The sequence below is a fragment of the Microbulbifer mixtoriginis (SeqCode) genome, assembly GCF_052468275.1.
Genome location: NZ_CP174341.1, coordinates 184,100 through 200,037 on the forward strand (window position 1 = coordinate 184,100; position 15,938 = coordinate 200,037).

Consider the following 15,938-nt stretch of genomic DNA (forward strand, 5'->3'; position numbering starts at 1 on the left):
CGAGGCTTCACTTCAATTTCACCGGCACTCTGTCAGAATGTTTTGCAACTTCCTCTGCCAAAAGAGATTTGCCGGTGCGCTCACTGAAGATATTGTTGATTGAAGATAACCCCACTATCGCCCGCCAGCTTGCCGAATTCCTGCACGCTGAGGGCTGGCAGATAGATTATGCCCAGCGGGGCCGCCAGGGCTTACAGCTGGCCCTGGAACAAATCTTCGACCTGATTATTCTCGACCTGGGCCTGCCGGATATGGACGGCTTAGAGGTCTGCGAAAAGGTCAAGGCACAAGCGCTAGTTAACATGCCAATTCTGATGTTAACTGCCCGAGATGCTCTCGCAGATAAAGAACGCGGATTTGGTATCGGTGCCGATGACTACTTATGTAAGCCCTTCGAACCAAGGGAACTGATACTGAGATGCCGTGCCCTGGCACGTAGACACCAGCTGCATACCAGTGAAGAAATTAAGGTCGGTGATTTACAGATAAACCAGCGCCAGCAAACGGCCTACCGGGATAAACAACCTCTGCCCCTGACAACTATCGGTTTTCGCATTCTCACTATGCTCGCCCAGGCGTCGCCAGCACCAGTAAGCCGCTCGGCAATAATCCACCATATTTGGGGTGATGAACCCCCAGAAACAGACGCCTTAAAATCCCACATTTATAGTCTTCGCCAAACACTGGATAAGCCTTTCCAGGCCCCTATGTTGAAAACCATCACCAATCTCGGTTATCAGTTGGAAACTCCCAATGCGCGAAACCAGTAATTTACAGAGGAAGGTCTTCGCTATTTTTGGCAGTTTTACCCTGCTGCTATGCTTGGTGTTTTTTGCCATTTGTATGATGGTGGCCTATGTAGTTGAAGACCATTTACTCGATAACTTATTGGCCGGAGAAGTCCGCTACCTCGAACAGCAGGCAAGACTGACTAATGCGACCCCAGAGCCACGCCTACCCTATTTAACGCTATACACTGAAAGCAAAATAATTCCGGCCGAACTGCGCACTGCCTTACCAAGCTATGCAGAAAAGGCTGAGTGGTTTAGTGATACTGAACATCACTTCCATTTACGCAGAGTACATTTTCCGGACAACCATTCCGCCGTTCTCGTAGCTGAAGTCAGTGAATTGCTCACTGTTACCCGACAATCTTCAAAGCTTCTCTGGCTTTTTGCCAGCGCCTGTATCTTGACCCTACTCTTAGCCCTCTATTGTGCTTTTCGTATTTCCCGTAAAACCATCGCGCCTGTAGTAACCCTCGCTAAAGCAGTTCAGCGGCAGAGAAACTGCGATTCTCAAATTTCCCTGCCCTATAACAATGAACAAGATGAAATCGGTTATCTCGCAAGTACGTTGCAAGATACTCTTAACCAGCTCAAGCTAACATTGCGCAGGGAAACTGAGTTTACCCGGGATACAAGCCATGAGTTGCGCACCGGGCTAACCATTCTGAAAAGCACGCTGGCTCTCAGTCAAAATCGGGAAATGACTTTAGCTGAGAAAAATGAGCTATTAGAAACTGTTACCGGTATGGAAAAAACCGTTAAGACACTATTAGCCCTCGCCCGCTCTGAGTCTCTACAGTCGGAAGATATCCCGTTGTGCGCTTTACTAGAGGAACGTCTTTTAGCTCAACACCAGTTAATTGTACAAAAGCATTTTAATGTTGATTTAAAGTTAGGGCACAAAGTCAGAGTCCTGGCCAATCGACACCTGGTAAGTCTGCTCTTCGACAACTTGATCAGCAATGCATTACAGCACGCTACCAGCCCTGAATTGGTTATTACCTATAAGGGGGACACACTCTTTTTTGAGAACGCCACAGACAACCAATTAGATCTAGAAACCTCCCTCTTACCCGGCCAAAAAAGGGAAGGCAGTGATGGTATTGGTCAAGGCCTTTTCCTGGCCACGAGAATCTGTGAAGCCTTAAATTGGACCATCTCAATCCAATGTCGAAACAATACTTATCAGTGCGCTCTGTCTTTTACACAGTAGCGTTCTAAGATTCAAATTTTTACCGTATGCGCTCGATATGCACAGTGAATCGGCATCCATACCTTATACGATCTCGAGTGCAGCTTTTTCTTTCTTCCTAAATAGCAATTACAATCTCACCTGAATTTCACCTTCCATCCCTTATTCTCCTACGAACTCACTAGAAGATTTTCCGTCTACTACTGCAATTTTGGAGATTAATATGTTGAAGAAAATTGTTATTTCCCTGGCACTGACTTTGTCCGTATTTTTTGGTTTTATTATTTGGATTAAGGGCCTAATTCCACCCCAAGAGCAGGACTTTTCCACTACGACAGTAAGTGACCTGCCGTATTTACAACAATTACCCAGGGAAAGCCGAGGAAAAATCTTAGCTGTTGTCACCAGTACTGAAACGATGGGAGATAGTGGCAAGGCAACTGGTTATGAATTAACTGAACTGGCACGCCCCTATTACATCTTTTCAGCCAACGGATTTATTATCGATATTGCCAGTCCCAAAGGCGGCAAACCGCCTGCGGTGATCGATAAAGATGATCTGGGGCCTTTCGACTATGCCTTTCTCAATGACCCGGAGGCACAACAAAAGGTCAACAACAGTATTCCTATCGATCAGGTATCAGCAGAGGATTACCAGGCCGTATTTTTTGTCGGCGGTAAAGGCACTATGTTCGATTTCCCTGACAATCCCCATATCCAGTCCCTGGTGCGGGAAATCTATAACAGCGGCAAAATTATCGGAGCGGTATGCCACGGGCCAGCAGCCCTTGCCAATGTCACCCTGGATAATGGCAAGCTCTTAATCGCCGATCGGCAGATCAGTGCTTTTACTAACGAAGAGGAGCTTTTTCTTATCCCTGACGCCGAGCAACGATTTCCATTCCTGCTTGAGGATCGCTTACGTGAGCAAGGCGCGTTTTTTCAGGCTGGGCCCACTTACCTGGAACAAGTCAGCGTGGATGGCCAGCTTATTACCGGGCAAAACCCCTGGTCCACCTGGCTGGCGGCTGAGAGTATGGTAAGCGCGATGGGGTACACCCCTGTTCCACGCCAAATCACTCCGGCGGAGCAGACCGTCAAATTACTACTCACTTATGAGCAGAGTGGCTTTACCGAGGCCACAGAGAAATTACAAAAGCTTCAGAAGAAGGGGAAAATAGACCAGCGCCTACTGGCCATGCACGGCGTTATCTCTGTTATGCGTTGGGAGCCGGGCAGGGCTCTGGACATAATCAGACTGCTGTCCAAGAGCCAGGATTGATTGAGCCCCTCAAAAAGCCAACTAGCCAGCCTGCTCTAGGGGCTGGCCATTTTCATCCACAAATAATACATCGCGAATACTGAGTTTTTGTCCCTGGGCATTCTGCACAGCCACTTCGGAGATAGGCTCACCATTTTTTTTATCGACCAGATGCATCCCATCTTTATTGCCGTTCCAGCGCAGATTCCACTGGCGTAGGGCGATTACCACCGTAAACAAGTCCCGACCTTTTTCCGTTAAGCGGTACTCGTAGCGAGTGCCGTGTTCACCCGCATCAAAGCGCACCAGAACCTCGTTTTCCACCAGACGGGATAACCGATCCACAAGGATATTTTTGGCAATTCCCAGGCTTCTTTGGAAATCCACAAAACGGCGGGTACCCAGCATCGCCTGCTTAATTATCAGCAGGGACCACCAGTCCCCCACCTCATTTAGGGCGCAAGCCAGGGAGCAATCCAGATCATCAAAGCGTTTACGTGACATATAGGGAGCCTCTAAATAACTCCGTGATACCTCTGGCATGCAGAGCGGTTCACAATAAAGGCGCGGCTTCGCAAGAATGTCTAGACCTTTCAAGAAGTCGCAACGCGGAGTGTGAATCGCTCTGCAAGCCCCGAAGGGCGGGCCTTGAAGGCCACAGCTGCTGCGTTGCAGCTCTTGCAAAGGACTGAGCCATTCGCGGCGAGCTGCGCCTAACATCTGCAGCCTTCATGGCCCGCAGAGGCATTACGGAGTTATTCAGAGGCTCCCTAGCCATTATACCGACAAAAGAGTTGCAATACGAAACCAGATATTGAACTCAACCTTAAAATAAGGTCTTATAACGCAACCATTTTAATTGTGACCTAGTGGGACCAGTGAGTCCCAGTGTTGAATCGAGACATTCAGGAGAGAAATATGAGTGGTTCCCTGGACAACCTACTGCGTCCTTTCGAGCATAAATCCCTAAAGCTGCGCAACCGGGTCGCAATGGCCCCCATGACACGCACTATGTCACCGGGCTATACAGCCAATGACCAAGTGGCCGGCTATTACCGCCGTCGAGCTGAAGGTGAAGTGGGACTGATTATTACCGAAGGCACCTTCGTTAATCATAAAGCTGCCAACGGCTACGAGAATGTACCGGCAATCTACGGTGAAGCCGCTCTCGCCGGCTGGAAAAAAGTGGTAGACGAAGTACACGCTGCCGGTGGCCAGATTATCCCGCAGTTATGGCACGTAGGCTCCGTGCGCAAAGAGGGCACAGGCCCGGATAAATCAGTACCCGGCTACTCCCCCTCAGGCCTGTTCAAACCCGGCAAGCCCAATGGCCAGGCGATGAGCAAAGAGGACATTCGGGAAGTTGTACAAGCTTTTGCAGACGCGGCGAAAGCAGCCAAGGAAATTGGGTTTGACGGCGTAGAGATTCACGGCGCCCACGGCTACCTGATCGACCAGTTTTTCTGGGAAGGTACCAACCAACGCGATGACGAGTACGGTGGCTCCATCGAAAATCGCACCCGCTTTGCAGTGGAAATTATCAAAGCGGTACGTGAGGCCGTAGGCGAAGATTTCGCCATAGTGCTGCGCTACTCCCAATGGAAGCAGCAGGATTACGAAGCCAAGTTGGCGCAAAACCCGGAAGAACTGAAACGCTTCCTGACTCCGCTACTTGAAGCCGGCGTTGATATTTTCCACGCTTCTACAAGACGCTTCTGGGTGCCAGAATTTGAGGGTTCTGATCTCAACCTGGCAGGCTGGACCAAGGAGCTGACTGGAAAACCAGTAATTTCTGTCGGCAGTGTCGGCCTTGACGATGATTTTATCGGCGGCAATAACCAGGGCATGGGCGGTACTGCCAACCCTACCGATCTAGGCGAACTAACTCGTCGTATGGACAACCAGGAGTTCGACCTGATTGCCGTTGGCCGCGCACTATTACAAGACTCACACTGGTTCGCTAAGGTACGTGAAGATCGCGCGGAGGAAATCACTCCGTTTACCAAAGAGGCACTAATGAGCCTGAGTTAATTTTTACTGACAAAAAAGCAGCCTCTAAAGGCTGCTTTTTATCTACATTTTTTAAAAAATTATTGGAATCACGGCCAAATAAATTCTACCGGCCACAATTTTTGTGAAGCCTGGTCGTACTCATTCCACAACTGACGGTAAGTTTTCTGCTCGATCGGATGCAATACTTCCGGAGCAATCTCTGCCAGAGGCTGTAAAACAAAGGCATTTTTTACAATCTCACCTCGAGGCAATTTCACTCCATCGATAGTCCCCGTAAGTTGATCATAGGTAAGAATATCAATATCCAGGGTGCGCGCACTGAATTTAGGTCCAGAGCGCAGGCGGCCGTTGGCATCTTCGATACCACGCAGACACAGGGCCAGCTGTCCTACTGGCAGGTCAGTTTGTAGCCCCACCACCAGATTGTAAAAATTATCCCCTGGGAATCCTACCGCTTCGCTCTCGAAAACCTGAGACACCTTCAAGTCGCCAAACTGTCCTGCAAGGGCATCCAGCGCTGCGCGGATATATTGCGCGCGATTGATATTACTGCCGAGGCTAAGATACACCTGAGCCACGTTTACACTCCCGCAGACATCGCTGCTGCACCTTTTGCTGGCCTTTCGCCACGCTCAATAATGACACCCACATCCCTGGACCCTCGGACCGCACCCGGCTTGGACAAACGCAGTCGCAGCCAGCTTACGGAAAACTCTTCCCTGACAATTGCCGCAGCCTGTTCCGCCATAGTTTCCACCAGCAAGAACTCGCTGCTTTCAATAAAAGCGATCAAGCGCTTGGCCACCGCCTTATAGTTAAGTGTGTGCTCGATATTGTCTGTACGCGCCGCCTCGCTGATATCGAAAGCCATTTCTATATCAAGGCTGACAGTCTGGCGTACTTCCCGCTCCCACTCGTAAATACCGATAATGGTATTCACCTTTAAATCCCGTATATAAACAATATCCATTTATCGGCTCTTTTCTTTTTACTGCCAGGATGCCCCTGGGATTTCTTAAAGTTCGGTCTTGGGCAATTCTGTCATTGGCCAACGTGGACGCACATCAACTGCAAGGCTCGTCTGTTCTCCGGCTTGCAAACGCAGACTACCGGCATAGGCGATCATAGCGCCGTTATCGGTGCAAAACTCATGACGGGGGTAGTAGACGCTGGCACTATCCTTGCGCAGGCTCATTTCCAAACGTTCACGCAACAACTTATTCGCGGAAACCCCACCGGCAATTACCAGAGTTTTATAACCAGAGGCTTTAATTGCACGACGACATTTAATCACTAGAGTATCCACGACCGCCTCTTGGAAGGCTGCCGCAATATCCGCACAGGTCTGTTCATCCGGCAGGCCATCTTCGAGGGCGTGCTGACGCACAGTGGTCAGGGTGAAGGTTTTTAAGCCCGAAAAGCTGAAATCCAGCCCCGGTCGATCCGTCATAGGGCGAGGGAATGTAAAGCGCTTGGGATCACCTTTCTCAGCCAAGGCTGCCAATCGCGGACCACCGGGGTAGTCCAGATCGAGCATCTTGGCGGCCTTGTCAAAAGCTTCGCCAGCGGCATCGTCCAGGGATTCCCCCATCAGTTCGTAGTCGCCAAGACCGCGCACTTCGACTAATTGGGTATGACCACCAGAGACCAGCAAGGCCACAAAAGGAAAAGCCGGTGGATTGTCCTCCAGCATCGGAGCTAATAAATGCCCCTCCATATGATGCACCGCCACAGCGGGCACCCCCCAGCCATACGCCAGGGCGCGGCCGGCACAGGCGCCCACCATCAGGGCGCCAACCAAGCCTGGACCGGCGGTATAAGCTACACCCCCCAAATCGGAAGGCTTGGTATTGGTCTTCGCCATTACCTGCCGTACCAACGGCAACAGCTTGCGCACATGGTCGCGGCTTGCCAGTTCAGGGACTACACCGCCGTAATCGGCGTGCAGGTCAACCTGACTAAATAGAGCATGGCCGAGCAGACCGGACTCAGAATCGTAGATAGCGACGCCAGTTTCATCGCAGGAAGTTTCTATACCGAGGACGCGCACTTGATTTCATTCTCGTGACTACTTCGAGGGGCGGTTATCATACTGGAAAATGGGGTTGCGATCCCGTATAGGAGTGTTTAGAATTTGCGCCCTCGCTGTGAACCGGCCACCGGATGCAACTGCGAGAGCATTGCCGGAATGGCCGAGAGAAACGAATTTTAACAGGTATCCTAATGCCCTCTGTACGAATCAAAGACAACGAACCTTTCGATATCGCTCTGCGCCGCTTCAAGCGCTCCTGTGAAAAAGCAGGCGTACTGTCTGAAGTACGTCGTCGCGAGTTCTACGAGAAGCCCACCGCTGTTCGTAAGCGCAAAGCTGCTGCCGCTGTTAAGCGTCACGCTAAAAAGCTTCAGCGCGAAAACCGCAAGTTCCAGCGTCTCTACTAAGAGCCGCAGGCTGAATAAGCCTGTCGCAGCGAGGCGGCCGGACGGGCTTAGCCCGTAGCGGAGCTATAAAGAACGGCGTGCGAGCCCTACTCGCGCGCCGTTTTTCGTTCTGCCAACCGCATTCTCCATGCTCGGCGGACGCGCTATCCTTAGCGCTCAACCCAATAAACCACAATCAATGCCAATCCCGGAACACTCACTATGAGCACTCTCAAGGACACCCTGACTCAAGCGACCAAAGACGCAATGAAAGCACGCGACAAAGAGCGTCTTGCCACCCTGCGTTTAATCAATGCTGAGATCAAACGAGTTGAAGTGGATGAGCGCATCGATCTGGATGACGCGCGTATCCTCGCTCTGCTGGACAAGATGACCAAACAGCGCCGCGACTCCATCACCCAGTATGAAAAGGCCGGCCGCGCCGAGCTGGCTGCAGTGGAACAGGCGGAGATCGAAGTCATCCAAGAGTTCCTGCCCAAGCAGTTGACCGAAGCGGAGATTAGCGAAATTGTCGCTTCCGCCGTGCAGAGCACCGGGGCCAGCGGTATGGCCGACATGGGTAAAGTGATTGCCCAGGTGAAGCCCCAGGTTCAAGGCCGTGCAGATATGGGCGCAGTCAGCAAATTGGTTAAGGCCCGACTGGCCTAACGCCCAGCCGGATTACAGAAAAGTATGCCCAGCAAGATCCCCCAGCACTTTATCGACGACCTGCTCGCCCGCGCAGATATCGTCGAGCTGGTGGACAGTAGGGTAAAACTGCGCAAGACCGGAAAAAACTACTCCGCCTGCTGCCCCTTCCACGACGAAAAAACCCCATCCTTTACCGTGAGCCCAGACAAGCAGTTCTACTACTGCTTCGGCTGTGGCGCCAACGGCAATGCAATCGGCTTCCTGATGGAATACGATCGCCTGCCATTTCCCGAAGCCGTGGAAAAACTGGCAGCCACCCGCGGCTTGGAAGTACCCAGAGAGGCATTGGCTCCCGGGCAGGAAAAGCGCCAGAGGGAAAGCCAATCCCTCTATCTACTGGCGGAAAAAGCTGCAGAATTCTACCGTGAACAGCTACGCAACCACCCTGCAGCAGGTAACGCAGTGGCCTACTTGCGCAATCGCGGATTATCCGGGGAGATTGCCCGAGATTTCGACATCGGCTTGGCACCACCGGGCTGGGACAACCTGCTCAACGCCCTGGCCGACACTCCCGAAAAAGCCGACCAGCTTGAACTGGCAGGACTCGCCATTCGTCGCCAGGACAGTGACGGCAACAGCAAACCAGGCGGGCGTCATCACTACGACCGCTTCCGTAACCGTATCATCTTCCCCATTCGCGACCAGCGCGGCCGCACCATCGCCTTTGGCGGCCGGGTATTGGGGGACGAAAAGCCCAAGTACCTCAACTCCCCGGAAACCCCGATTTTCCACAAGAGCCGTGAACTCTACGGCCTGTGGGAGGCGCGCCAGGCCAATCGCAACTTAGAGCGCTTGATCGTGGTGGAGGGCTATATGGATGTAGTGGCCCTGGCACAGTTCGATATCCGCTACGCCGTCGCCACCCTTGGCACCGCCTGCGGCGAAGAGCACATTCAGCTGGCCTTTCGCCATACTAGTGAATTGCTATTCTGTTTTGATGGTGACCGCGCCGGCCGCGCCGCCGCCCGCCGCGCACTGGAATCTGCCCTGCCCCATATGCAGGACGGCCGCAGCCTACGCTTTTTGTTGCTGCCGGAAGGCGAAGACCCCGACACTCTGGTGCGGCAACTGGGTGGAGAACGTTTCCAGCAACTGATAGAAGAGCAGGCCCGCCCCCTGGAGGACTTTCTCTTCGACCTGCTCAGCGAAGACATCAACCTCCAGACCATGGACGGCCGCGCGCGCCTGTCCAAGCTGGCCGCCCCACTGCTGGATTTGCTGCCAGGAGGCGTATATCGCCAACTGATGTTCCAGCAGCTGGCCTCGCGTACCGGACTCGACAAAGACACTCTGCAGGAGGTGATTCACGCGGAGAAGGCTCGCAACACCCAGTTACAGCAAGCACAGGCACAGCCAACTGTCACCGGCGCACCCCTCTCTACCGAGCAGGATGAGGAACTCCAACACCGCACCCCACCGGAACCCTGGCCCCGCGAAGACGAATCTGAATATTCCCCCACACTTGGGGACAGCCCACGCCGCACCGGCCAGTATCGCCTACCTCCTGAACGTATGCTGGTAGCGCTGATCCTCCACCACCCCGAGCTGGCCACGCAGATTGAGGACTTGCAACAGTTCCTCGGCGCCGACAACCCAGACCTGCTGCTATTTGCTCAGCTGGTGGAGCTTTTCAAGAGCCGCCCACAACTTAACTTTCGCCAATTGATCGGCCACTGGCGCGCCCATCACGGCGCCGAATCCAGCGATATTCTGGCTAAGCTGGCGATATCTCCCCTAGTTTCCGGGGTTCGTCACCTAGCCCAAGGCGATAGCAACCTGGAATACGATCCCCAGGCTGAATTTAACGACTGTCTACGTCACCTAGAAAAATCCGATGCCAAGCAGCGCAATCGCGATCTCTTGGCCCAGTTAAAAGCCGGTGCCCAGCTCAGTCAGGAAGAACAACTGGCTTTATTGGCCAACTGGCGCAGAAAAGACAATTAATCTGCAATAACCCCTTGAAAACTGCGGCCTCAACACTATATTCACTCACCCCGCCGGGCGGGAACGGGAACCTCAGCACCCTAAAATTCACACCAAAGCCGTTGCTTGACAGCTAGAGTGGTTATTGCTAGTGCATATACGCTATAATCCCGCGTCTTTGTCCCGTATTTTCATCCCCAGAATTCAGGGTTGTGCATGACCGACAAAACCCAGCAACAAACCTCCCGTATCAAGGAGTTGATCGCCCGCGGTAAAGAGCAGGGCTATCTCACCTATGCCGAGGTAAATGACCACCTCCCGGAAGATATTTCCGATCCCGATCAGGTGGAAGACATTATTGGCATGATCAACGACATGGGTATCAAGGTGTTCGAAAGCGCACCAGATGCCGAAGAGTTGTTGATGGCCGAGGGTGACAGCTCCGCCGACGAAATCGCCGCAGCCGAAGCCGCCGCCGCACTGGCCGCAGTTGAGTCTGATGTAGGCCGCACCACCGATCCGGTACGCATGTATATGCGCGAAATGGGCACTGTAGAGCTGCTCACGCGCGAGGGCGAAATCGCCATTGCCAAGCGTATCGAAGAGGGCCTGCGCGAGCTGATGGCCGCCCTCGCCTACTGGCCTGGCGCAGTACAGCAAATCATCGATGAATACGCGCTCATCGAGAAAGAGGAGCGCCGTATCCCCGATGTCATCGCCGGCTGGCTCGACCCAGCAGAAGATGTGCCCCCCGGAGCCCAGGCTGGCCAAGCCGCTGTAGTAAGCGACAACAGCAGCGAGTCCTCTGAAAGCGAAGGCGAAGAGGACGATGACTCGGACGACGCCGACGATTCCTCCAGCGAGGAAGAAGAGGAAAACGCCGGCGGTCTCGACCCAGAGGAGCTGGCCGAGCGCATGAATGCGCTGATCGCTGCGCAGAAAGCCGCCGATGAGGCCATCGCCGCCCACGGTCGCGACTCCAAGGAAGCCGGTACTGCTTTGGAAGCCGTCGCCGAGGTATTCCGCTACTTCAAACTGGCACCACGCCAGTTCGATCCTCTCTACGGCGAAGTTCGCGATATTCTCGATAGTGTGCGCAGGCAAGAGCGCATCACTATGAATTTGTGCATCAAGCGTGCACGTATGCCGCGCAAGACCTTTATCAAGGAATTTCCCGGCAACGAAACCAATGAAGAGTGGATCCCCGCGATCATCAAAAAGAAGCGCGACTACTCTGACGCCCTGCGTCATGTCGTAGACGATATCGTTCGCGCGCAACGCAAGCTGGCCCAGTGCCAAGAGCGCTCCGGTCTAGACGTAGGCCAGATCAAAGAGATCAACCGCCGTATGTCCATTGGCGAGGCCCGCTCCCGCCGCGCTAAAAAGGAAATGGTTGAAGCTAACCTACGCCTGGTTATCTCTATCGCCAAGAAGTACACCAATCGCGGCCTGCAGTTCCTGGACCTGATTCAGGAGGGCAATATCGGCCTAATGAAGGCGGTGGATAAGTTCGAATACCGCCGTGGCTATAAGTTCTCCACCTACGCCACCTGGTGGATTCGCCAGGCTATTACCCGCTCTATCGCAGACCAGGCACGTACCATTCGTATCCCGGTGCATATGATTGAGACTATCAACAAGCTCAACCGTATCAGCCGCCAAATGCTACAGGAAATGGGGCGCGAACCCACGCCGGAGGAGCTGGGCGAGCGCATGGATATGCCGGAAGACAAGGTGCGCAAGGTTCTCAAAATCGCCAAGGAGCCCATTTCCATGGAAACTCCTATCGGTGACGATGAAGACTCGCACCTGGGTGACTTTATTGAGGACCAGAACCAGTCCTCCCCGGTGGACACCGCCACCCAGACCGGCCTGCACGACGCCACCCGCTCCGTGCTCTCCGGCCTAACCGCGCGTGAAGCCAAGGTACTGCGTATGCGCTTCGGTATCGACATGAACACCGACCACACCCTGGAAGAGGTGGGTAAGCAGTTCGATGTAACCCGTGAACGTATTCGCCAGATCGAGGCTAAGGCCCTGCGTAAGCTGAGGCACCCATCCCGATCAGAGCACCTGCGGAGCTTCCTCGACGAGTAAGCCCCCACGAAAAAGCCCGGTTCGACCGGGCTTTTTTATGTGACACAATCATGACCGCCCGCAAGGGTCTACGGATGGCAGGAGAGCAGCATGCAAAAAGAAGTCGCCAATAAACCGGAAGAGTCTGAAGAAGTCGCCAACAAGCCAGGCAAAAAAGGCATTGCCCGCCTGATTGCCGCCGCCAAATATTCAAGCGAAGGTCTCAGCGCCGCCTGGCGTAATGAGGAAGCCTTTCGTATTGAAGTTATCCTCGCTATCTTCTTTGTCCCTTTTGCCCTATGGGTAGGAGACACCCCGGCTGAACGCGCCGTATTGATAGCTGTTAGCCTGGTGGTATTGCCTTTGGAGCTTATCAATAGCGCTATTGAAGCCACTGTGGACCGCATAGGAGCTGAGAAGCACCCACTGGCCAAGATCGCCAAAGACACCGGCTCTGCCGCAGTAGCAGTGGCCCTGTTAATGTGGTTTATCGTCTGGGGTTGTATTGTGATTCCCAAGTTGCCGATTTAACCGCACTATTTGAAAATCGTTAGTTATAAAAAAAGGGAGGCTACGCCTCCCCTTCTATAACCTGAACAATGGTACTAACTAACACCAACAAACTGAACAGGCGTACCAACAAGCTCAAAATGGGATATCCATCCCTTACTTTCTAGGCTGGGAAGTTAAAATTTAAAGACCGCTCAAATAATAGCTACTGAGATTGACGTTGTTGTGCAAACACGACAAGAAGAAATTTCTGCCACAAAGGCATTGATTTGAAAGGAAAAATCTTGTACTTTGCCCAACCGCTTGCAACGATACCCGCAAGCAAAGTGTGGGCCCTTAGCTCAGTTGGTTAGAGCATCCGACTCATAATCGGCAGGTCCTGGGTTCGAGTCCCGGAGGGCCCACCATTTTAATCCCCAATTAATCCCTTCTCATGTGACTCACTGGGTTTCTAGGCGTCTAGGAAAAGCACCCACTTACGCACTCCCAACGTTGAAGTAGCTAGCGATATATCACACCTTTTCTAAAGCCCAGTAAATTCAAACATCAAACTATTAATCCGCCATCACCACCAAAATCTCCAAGAAACATAGAAGGTCATAAAAACTTTTACAGCGGATGATATTCACCACTGATAGAGAGCGATTAGAAGCCTGAACTATTATGAATAGATCTATATCAAGACTACTCCTAACAACTAGTCAAAGTGTTGTAATTTCAAGTAGGGTGCTCAATCCTCTCAGTAAACCATTAAAAATAGTATTCAGTTATTTGAAACAGCAGTATCTCTAAATAAATTTTGATCATTCATCCAAGGTATTTTTTCGGCGACATGACATGTCATACATGCAGAGCGGGCATTGGAAAATCCTTGCCAGGCTTTTTTTATATCCCTGGTCTCAAATGCACTAAGTACAGCTTCATATGTTGAGTTTATAAAAATTGCATCCGAATTTGCCCTCCGGGCAGGACGTTTTAGGTAACCATTCTCAATGACAGCTTTAATTTTTTTCCAATGATATATAGCTAGGTCAAAGTTCTCATTCTGAAGTGCCGAATATATGGTTTTGTAACGATCCCCTACTTCCCACATGGAAACAGAAAAACCACCAAGATAATTTTGCAGCAAAATAAAGCGACCTCTATCATTTTCTGCATTCAACAACCAATCACGCTCATCGCCCGTATCGTAACTCTCAGAATACGCAAAATTTTCTACAGATAAAGATACAATCAGAGCTATCAACAACTTATTCCCATTAAAAGTCTTTGTCATGAGCTATACCAGTTTCCCAGAGACGTATACCAACTAAATACTTATAGCAGCAGAAAATAACGCCAGCTTCTTTCCATTCAAATAATTTTTAATTTCTAGACCTTTTAAACACCCAAATAAATATATTGCAAGTACTTAAACCTTCAGTTAGATATAAGATTTTCTCATAGAGAATAATGAATAAAAATTTGAAGTATATAGCCCTATGACCCCTTCAACGCCATACAGAAGAGTCGTGAGATTAAAGAATATATTGGTAACTCTGCAGAGAAAAGTGATTGACCGTCATCAACATTACCAAGACCACAATGAGTAAAATAATCTGGTTCAGAGCTTCTCTCAGGATTACCCAATAACCATTGCTCTAGGTAAATTTTATCTCAAAGCCAGCTATAACTGATGGGTGGCCACTACTCCATGCCTATTAACTCTGTAAATGTCCAATTCCAGAATGGGCAGGGACCTGAATTAAGTAAAGGTACACAAAGTATATTTTAAATTCTCAATTTCCGGTTGAAGCGCGCTATGTAGGATATACTGCACCAGTTAAACAATAGTCAGCACCTGCAGCTTGATATGGATGTTCAGTACGCCTGGTTAATAATATCCTCAGATAAGAAGCACAGAATCGGTTGCCTGCCATTGAATTAGTGATAACCCAACCTAATCCTATGATTAATGGCCATCAAGATTGGCTAGAAGGCCTGAGAATAAAGGCTCTTAAGATTAAAGGAAGAACATAATGAAAGCTCTGACGCTAAAAGCACCTGGCGGTCTTGAAAATATCTCTCTGAGCGAAATTAATGACCCCGGCAAGCCAGGGCCTGGGCAGATCCGTGTTGCCATTGGCGCATCCTCGCTCAACTTCCATGATTTGCTGGTTGCCGACGGCAGTATATCTACCGAAGATGGCCGTATTTTAATGTCTGATGGTGCAGGAACAGTTGAGGCCGTTGGTGAGGGTGTCACCGAATTTAAGATCGGTGATTCCGTGGTTTCCTGCTTTTTTCCCCAATGGCAGGCAGGGCCGGCATGCCACAATGTTTGGGGCTTCGCCAATACACCCGGAGATGGCATTGATGGAATGGCAGCCCAGCATGTAGTACGTGATGCCACTGCATTTACCCTGGCACCCAAGGGCTGGAGCCATACTGAATCTGCCACTATTACCACAGCGGGCCTCACGGCCTGGAGGGCCTTGGTCAGCGATGGCAAGGTTAAACCAGGAGATATAATTTTAACCCTTGGTACTGGCGGCGTATCTATTGCCGTAATTCAAATTGCCAATATGTTGGGCGCCCAAGTAATTGTGACCTCATCCTCCGATGAGAAACTAGAACGCGCCAAGAAGCTGGGGGCAACTCACGGGATTAATTACAGGACCCATACACAGTGGTCAGAAAAAGTACTGGAGTTAACCCATGGCAAAGGGGCCGATCATATTATCGAGGTGGGTGGGCCCGCCACTTTGGAACAATCCATTCAGTCGGTTAGGGTGGGGGGGCACATTTCCCTCATTGGGGTGCTAACTGGCAGAGAGGGAGAAGTCCCAACAGCATTACTGATGGGAAAACAAGCACGCCTTCAAGGGCTGGTTGTGGGAAATCGCCGTGAACAGCAGAATTATGTTGCGGCATTGGAAAGCAACACAGTGCATCCAGTTATCGATAAGACATTTCCGTTTGCCAATCTTGAGGAAGCTTTTGAGTACCAAACCAGCGGTTCGCACTTTGGTAAGATTTGTGTGGAGTGGTAGCCGTTTATTTTAGA

Annotated in this window: 15 protein-coding genes and 1 tRNA gene; 11 read left to right on the top strand and 5 right to left on the bottom strand. The window is 51.3% G+C overall.

The annotated features are described in order from the left end of the window. The first annotated feature begins 74 nt into the window (after positions 1-74). The 3 genes from ACJJIC_RS00880 to ACJJIC_RS00890 all read left to right on the top strand — a co-directional run bounded on the left by ACJJIC_RS00880 (position 75) and on the right by ACJJIC_RS00890 (position 3,262). Positions 75-770, top strand: a complete 696-nt coding sequence (locus tag ACJJIC_RS00880; protein ID WP_445357806.1) for a response regulator transcription factor — start codon at positions 75-77, stop codon at positions 768-770. Next, positions 754-2,001 (top strand): sensor histidine kinase, encoded by a 1,248-nt coding sequence (locus ACJJIC_RS00885; RefSeq protein WP_445357807.1) that lies wholly within the window; start codon positions 754-756, stop codon positions 1,999-2,001. The genes ACJJIC_RS00880 and ACJJIC_RS00885 overlap by 17 nt, the downstream gene beginning before the upstream one ends. 202 nt (positions 2,002-2,203) lie before the next feature. Further along, entirely contained in the window at positions 2,204-3,262 is a 1,059-nt protein-coding gene (locus tag ACJJIC_RS00890; RefSeq protein WP_444908605.1) for a type 1 glutamine amidotransferase domain-containing protein, read from the top strand. Positions 3,263-3,283: 21 nt separating this feature from the next. Here ACJJIC_RS00890 and ACJJIC_RS00895 read toward each other — a convergent pair whose 3' ends face one another. Then, positions 3,284-3,745 carry a winged helix-turn-helix transcriptional regulator gene (locus ACJJIC_RS00895; protein ID WP_444908604.1) on the bottom strand — a complete coding sequence of 154 codons (462 nt, stop codon included), beginning with the start codon at positions 3,743-3,745 and terminating at the stop codon, positions 3,284-3,286. A 414-nt stretch (positions 3,746-4,159) separates the two neighbouring features. Here ACJJIC_RS00895 and ACJJIC_RS00900 point away from each other — a divergent pair, with 414 nt between their 5' ends. Continuing rightward, positions 4,160-5,272: an NADH:flavin oxidoreductase gene (locus ACJJIC_RS00900; protein ID WP_444908603.1), complete on the top strand. Its 1,113-nt coding sequence runs from the start codon at positions 4,160-4,162 to the stop codon at positions 5,270-5,272. A 68-nt stretch (positions 5,273-5,340) separates the two neighbouring features. On the opposite strand, the gene folK is transcribed toward ACJJIC_RS00900, so the two are convergent. From folK to tsaD, 3 genes are read right to left on the bottom strand one after another with little or no spacing between them, the layout of a single operon-like run. After that, a complete protein-coding gene (gene folK / locus ACJJIC_RS00905) occupies positions 5,341-5,832 on the bottom strand; it encodes a 2-amino-4-hydroxy-6-hydroxymethyldihydropteridine diphosphokinase (protein WP_444899186.1) in 492 nt (163 codons plus the stop codon). A 2-nt stretch (positions 5,833-5,834) separates the two neighbouring features. Beyond that, a complete protein-coding gene (gene folB, locus ACJJIC_RS00910) occupies positions 5,835-6,224 on the bottom strand; it encodes a dihydroneopterin aldolase (protein ID WP_444887906.1) in 390 nt (129 codons plus the stop codon). A gap of 45 nt (positions 6,225-6,269) precedes the next feature. Next, the gene (gene tsaD / locus ACJJIC_RS00915) at positions 6,270-7,304 is read right to left on the bottom strand and encodes a tRNA (adenosine(37)-N6)-threonylcarbamoyltransferase complex transferase subunit TsaD (protein ID WP_444908602.1); all 1,035 of its coding nucleotides are present in this window, start codon (positions 7,302-7,304) and stop codon (positions 6,270-6,272) included. Between the two features lie 173 nt (positions 7,305-7,477). Here tsaD and rpsU point away from each other — a divergent pair, with 173 nt between their 5' ends. From rpsU to ACJJIC_RS00945, 6 genes are all read left to right on the top strand, one after another. Next, on the top strand, positions 7,478-7,693 hold the full coding sequence (gene rpsU / locus ACJJIC_RS00920; RefSeq protein WP_020411530.1) for a 30S ribosomal protein S21: 216 nt from the start codon (positions 7,478-7,480) through the stop codon (positions 7,691-7,693). Positions 7,694-7,894: 201 nt separating this feature from the next. Then, positions 7,895-8,341 carry a GatB/YqeY domain-containing protein gene (locus tag ACJJIC_RS00925; protein ID WP_444883624.1) on the top strand — a complete coding sequence of 149 codons (447 nt, stop codon included), beginning with the start codon at positions 7,895-7,897 and terminating at the stop codon, positions 8,339-8,341. A 24-nt stretch (positions 8,342-8,365) separates the two neighbouring features. Further along, complete coding sequence (gene dnaG / locus ACJJIC_RS00930) at positions 8,366-10,327, top strand: DNA primase (RefSeq protein WP_444908601.1); 1,962 nt, start codon at positions 8,366-8,368, stop codon at positions 10,325-10,327. A 195-nt stretch (positions 10,328-10,522) separates the two neighbouring features. After that, a complete protein-coding gene (rpoD, locus tag ACJJIC_RS00935) occupies positions 10,523-12,403 on the top strand; it encodes an RNA polymerase sigma factor RpoD (protein ID WP_444887903.1) in 1,881 nt (626 codons plus the stop codon). 90 nt (positions 12,404-12,493) lie between these two features. Next, positions 12,494-12,913 carry a diacylglycerol kinase gene (locus ACJJIC_RS00940; RefSeq protein ID WP_252084337.1) on the top strand — a complete coding sequence of 140 codons (420 nt, stop codon included), beginning with the start codon at positions 12,494-12,496 and terminating at the stop codon, positions 12,911-12,913. Between the two features lie 309 nt (positions 12,914-13,222). After that, positions 13,223-13,299: transfer RNA gene (locus ACJJIC_RS00945), tRNA-Ile, on the top strand. Positions 13,300-13,655: 356 nt separating this feature from the next. Here ACJJIC_RS00945 and ACJJIC_RS00950 read toward each other — a convergent pair. Further along, positions 13,656-14,168: a hypothetical protein gene (locus tag ACJJIC_RS00950; RefSeq protein WP_445357808.1), complete on the bottom strand. Its 513-nt coding sequence runs from the start codon at positions 14,166-14,168 to the stop codon at positions 13,656-13,658. A 742-nt stretch (positions 14,169-14,910) separates the two neighbouring features. Between ACJJIC_RS00950 and ACJJIC_RS00955 the strand changes: the two genes are divergently transcribed. Further along, a complete protein-coding gene (locus ACJJIC_RS00955; protein ID WP_445357809.1) occupies positions 14,911-15,924 on the top strand; it encodes a zinc-dependent alcohol dehydrogenase family protein in 1,014 nt (337 codons plus the stop codon). The last annotated feature ends 14 nt before the right edge of the window (positions 15,925-15,938 follow it).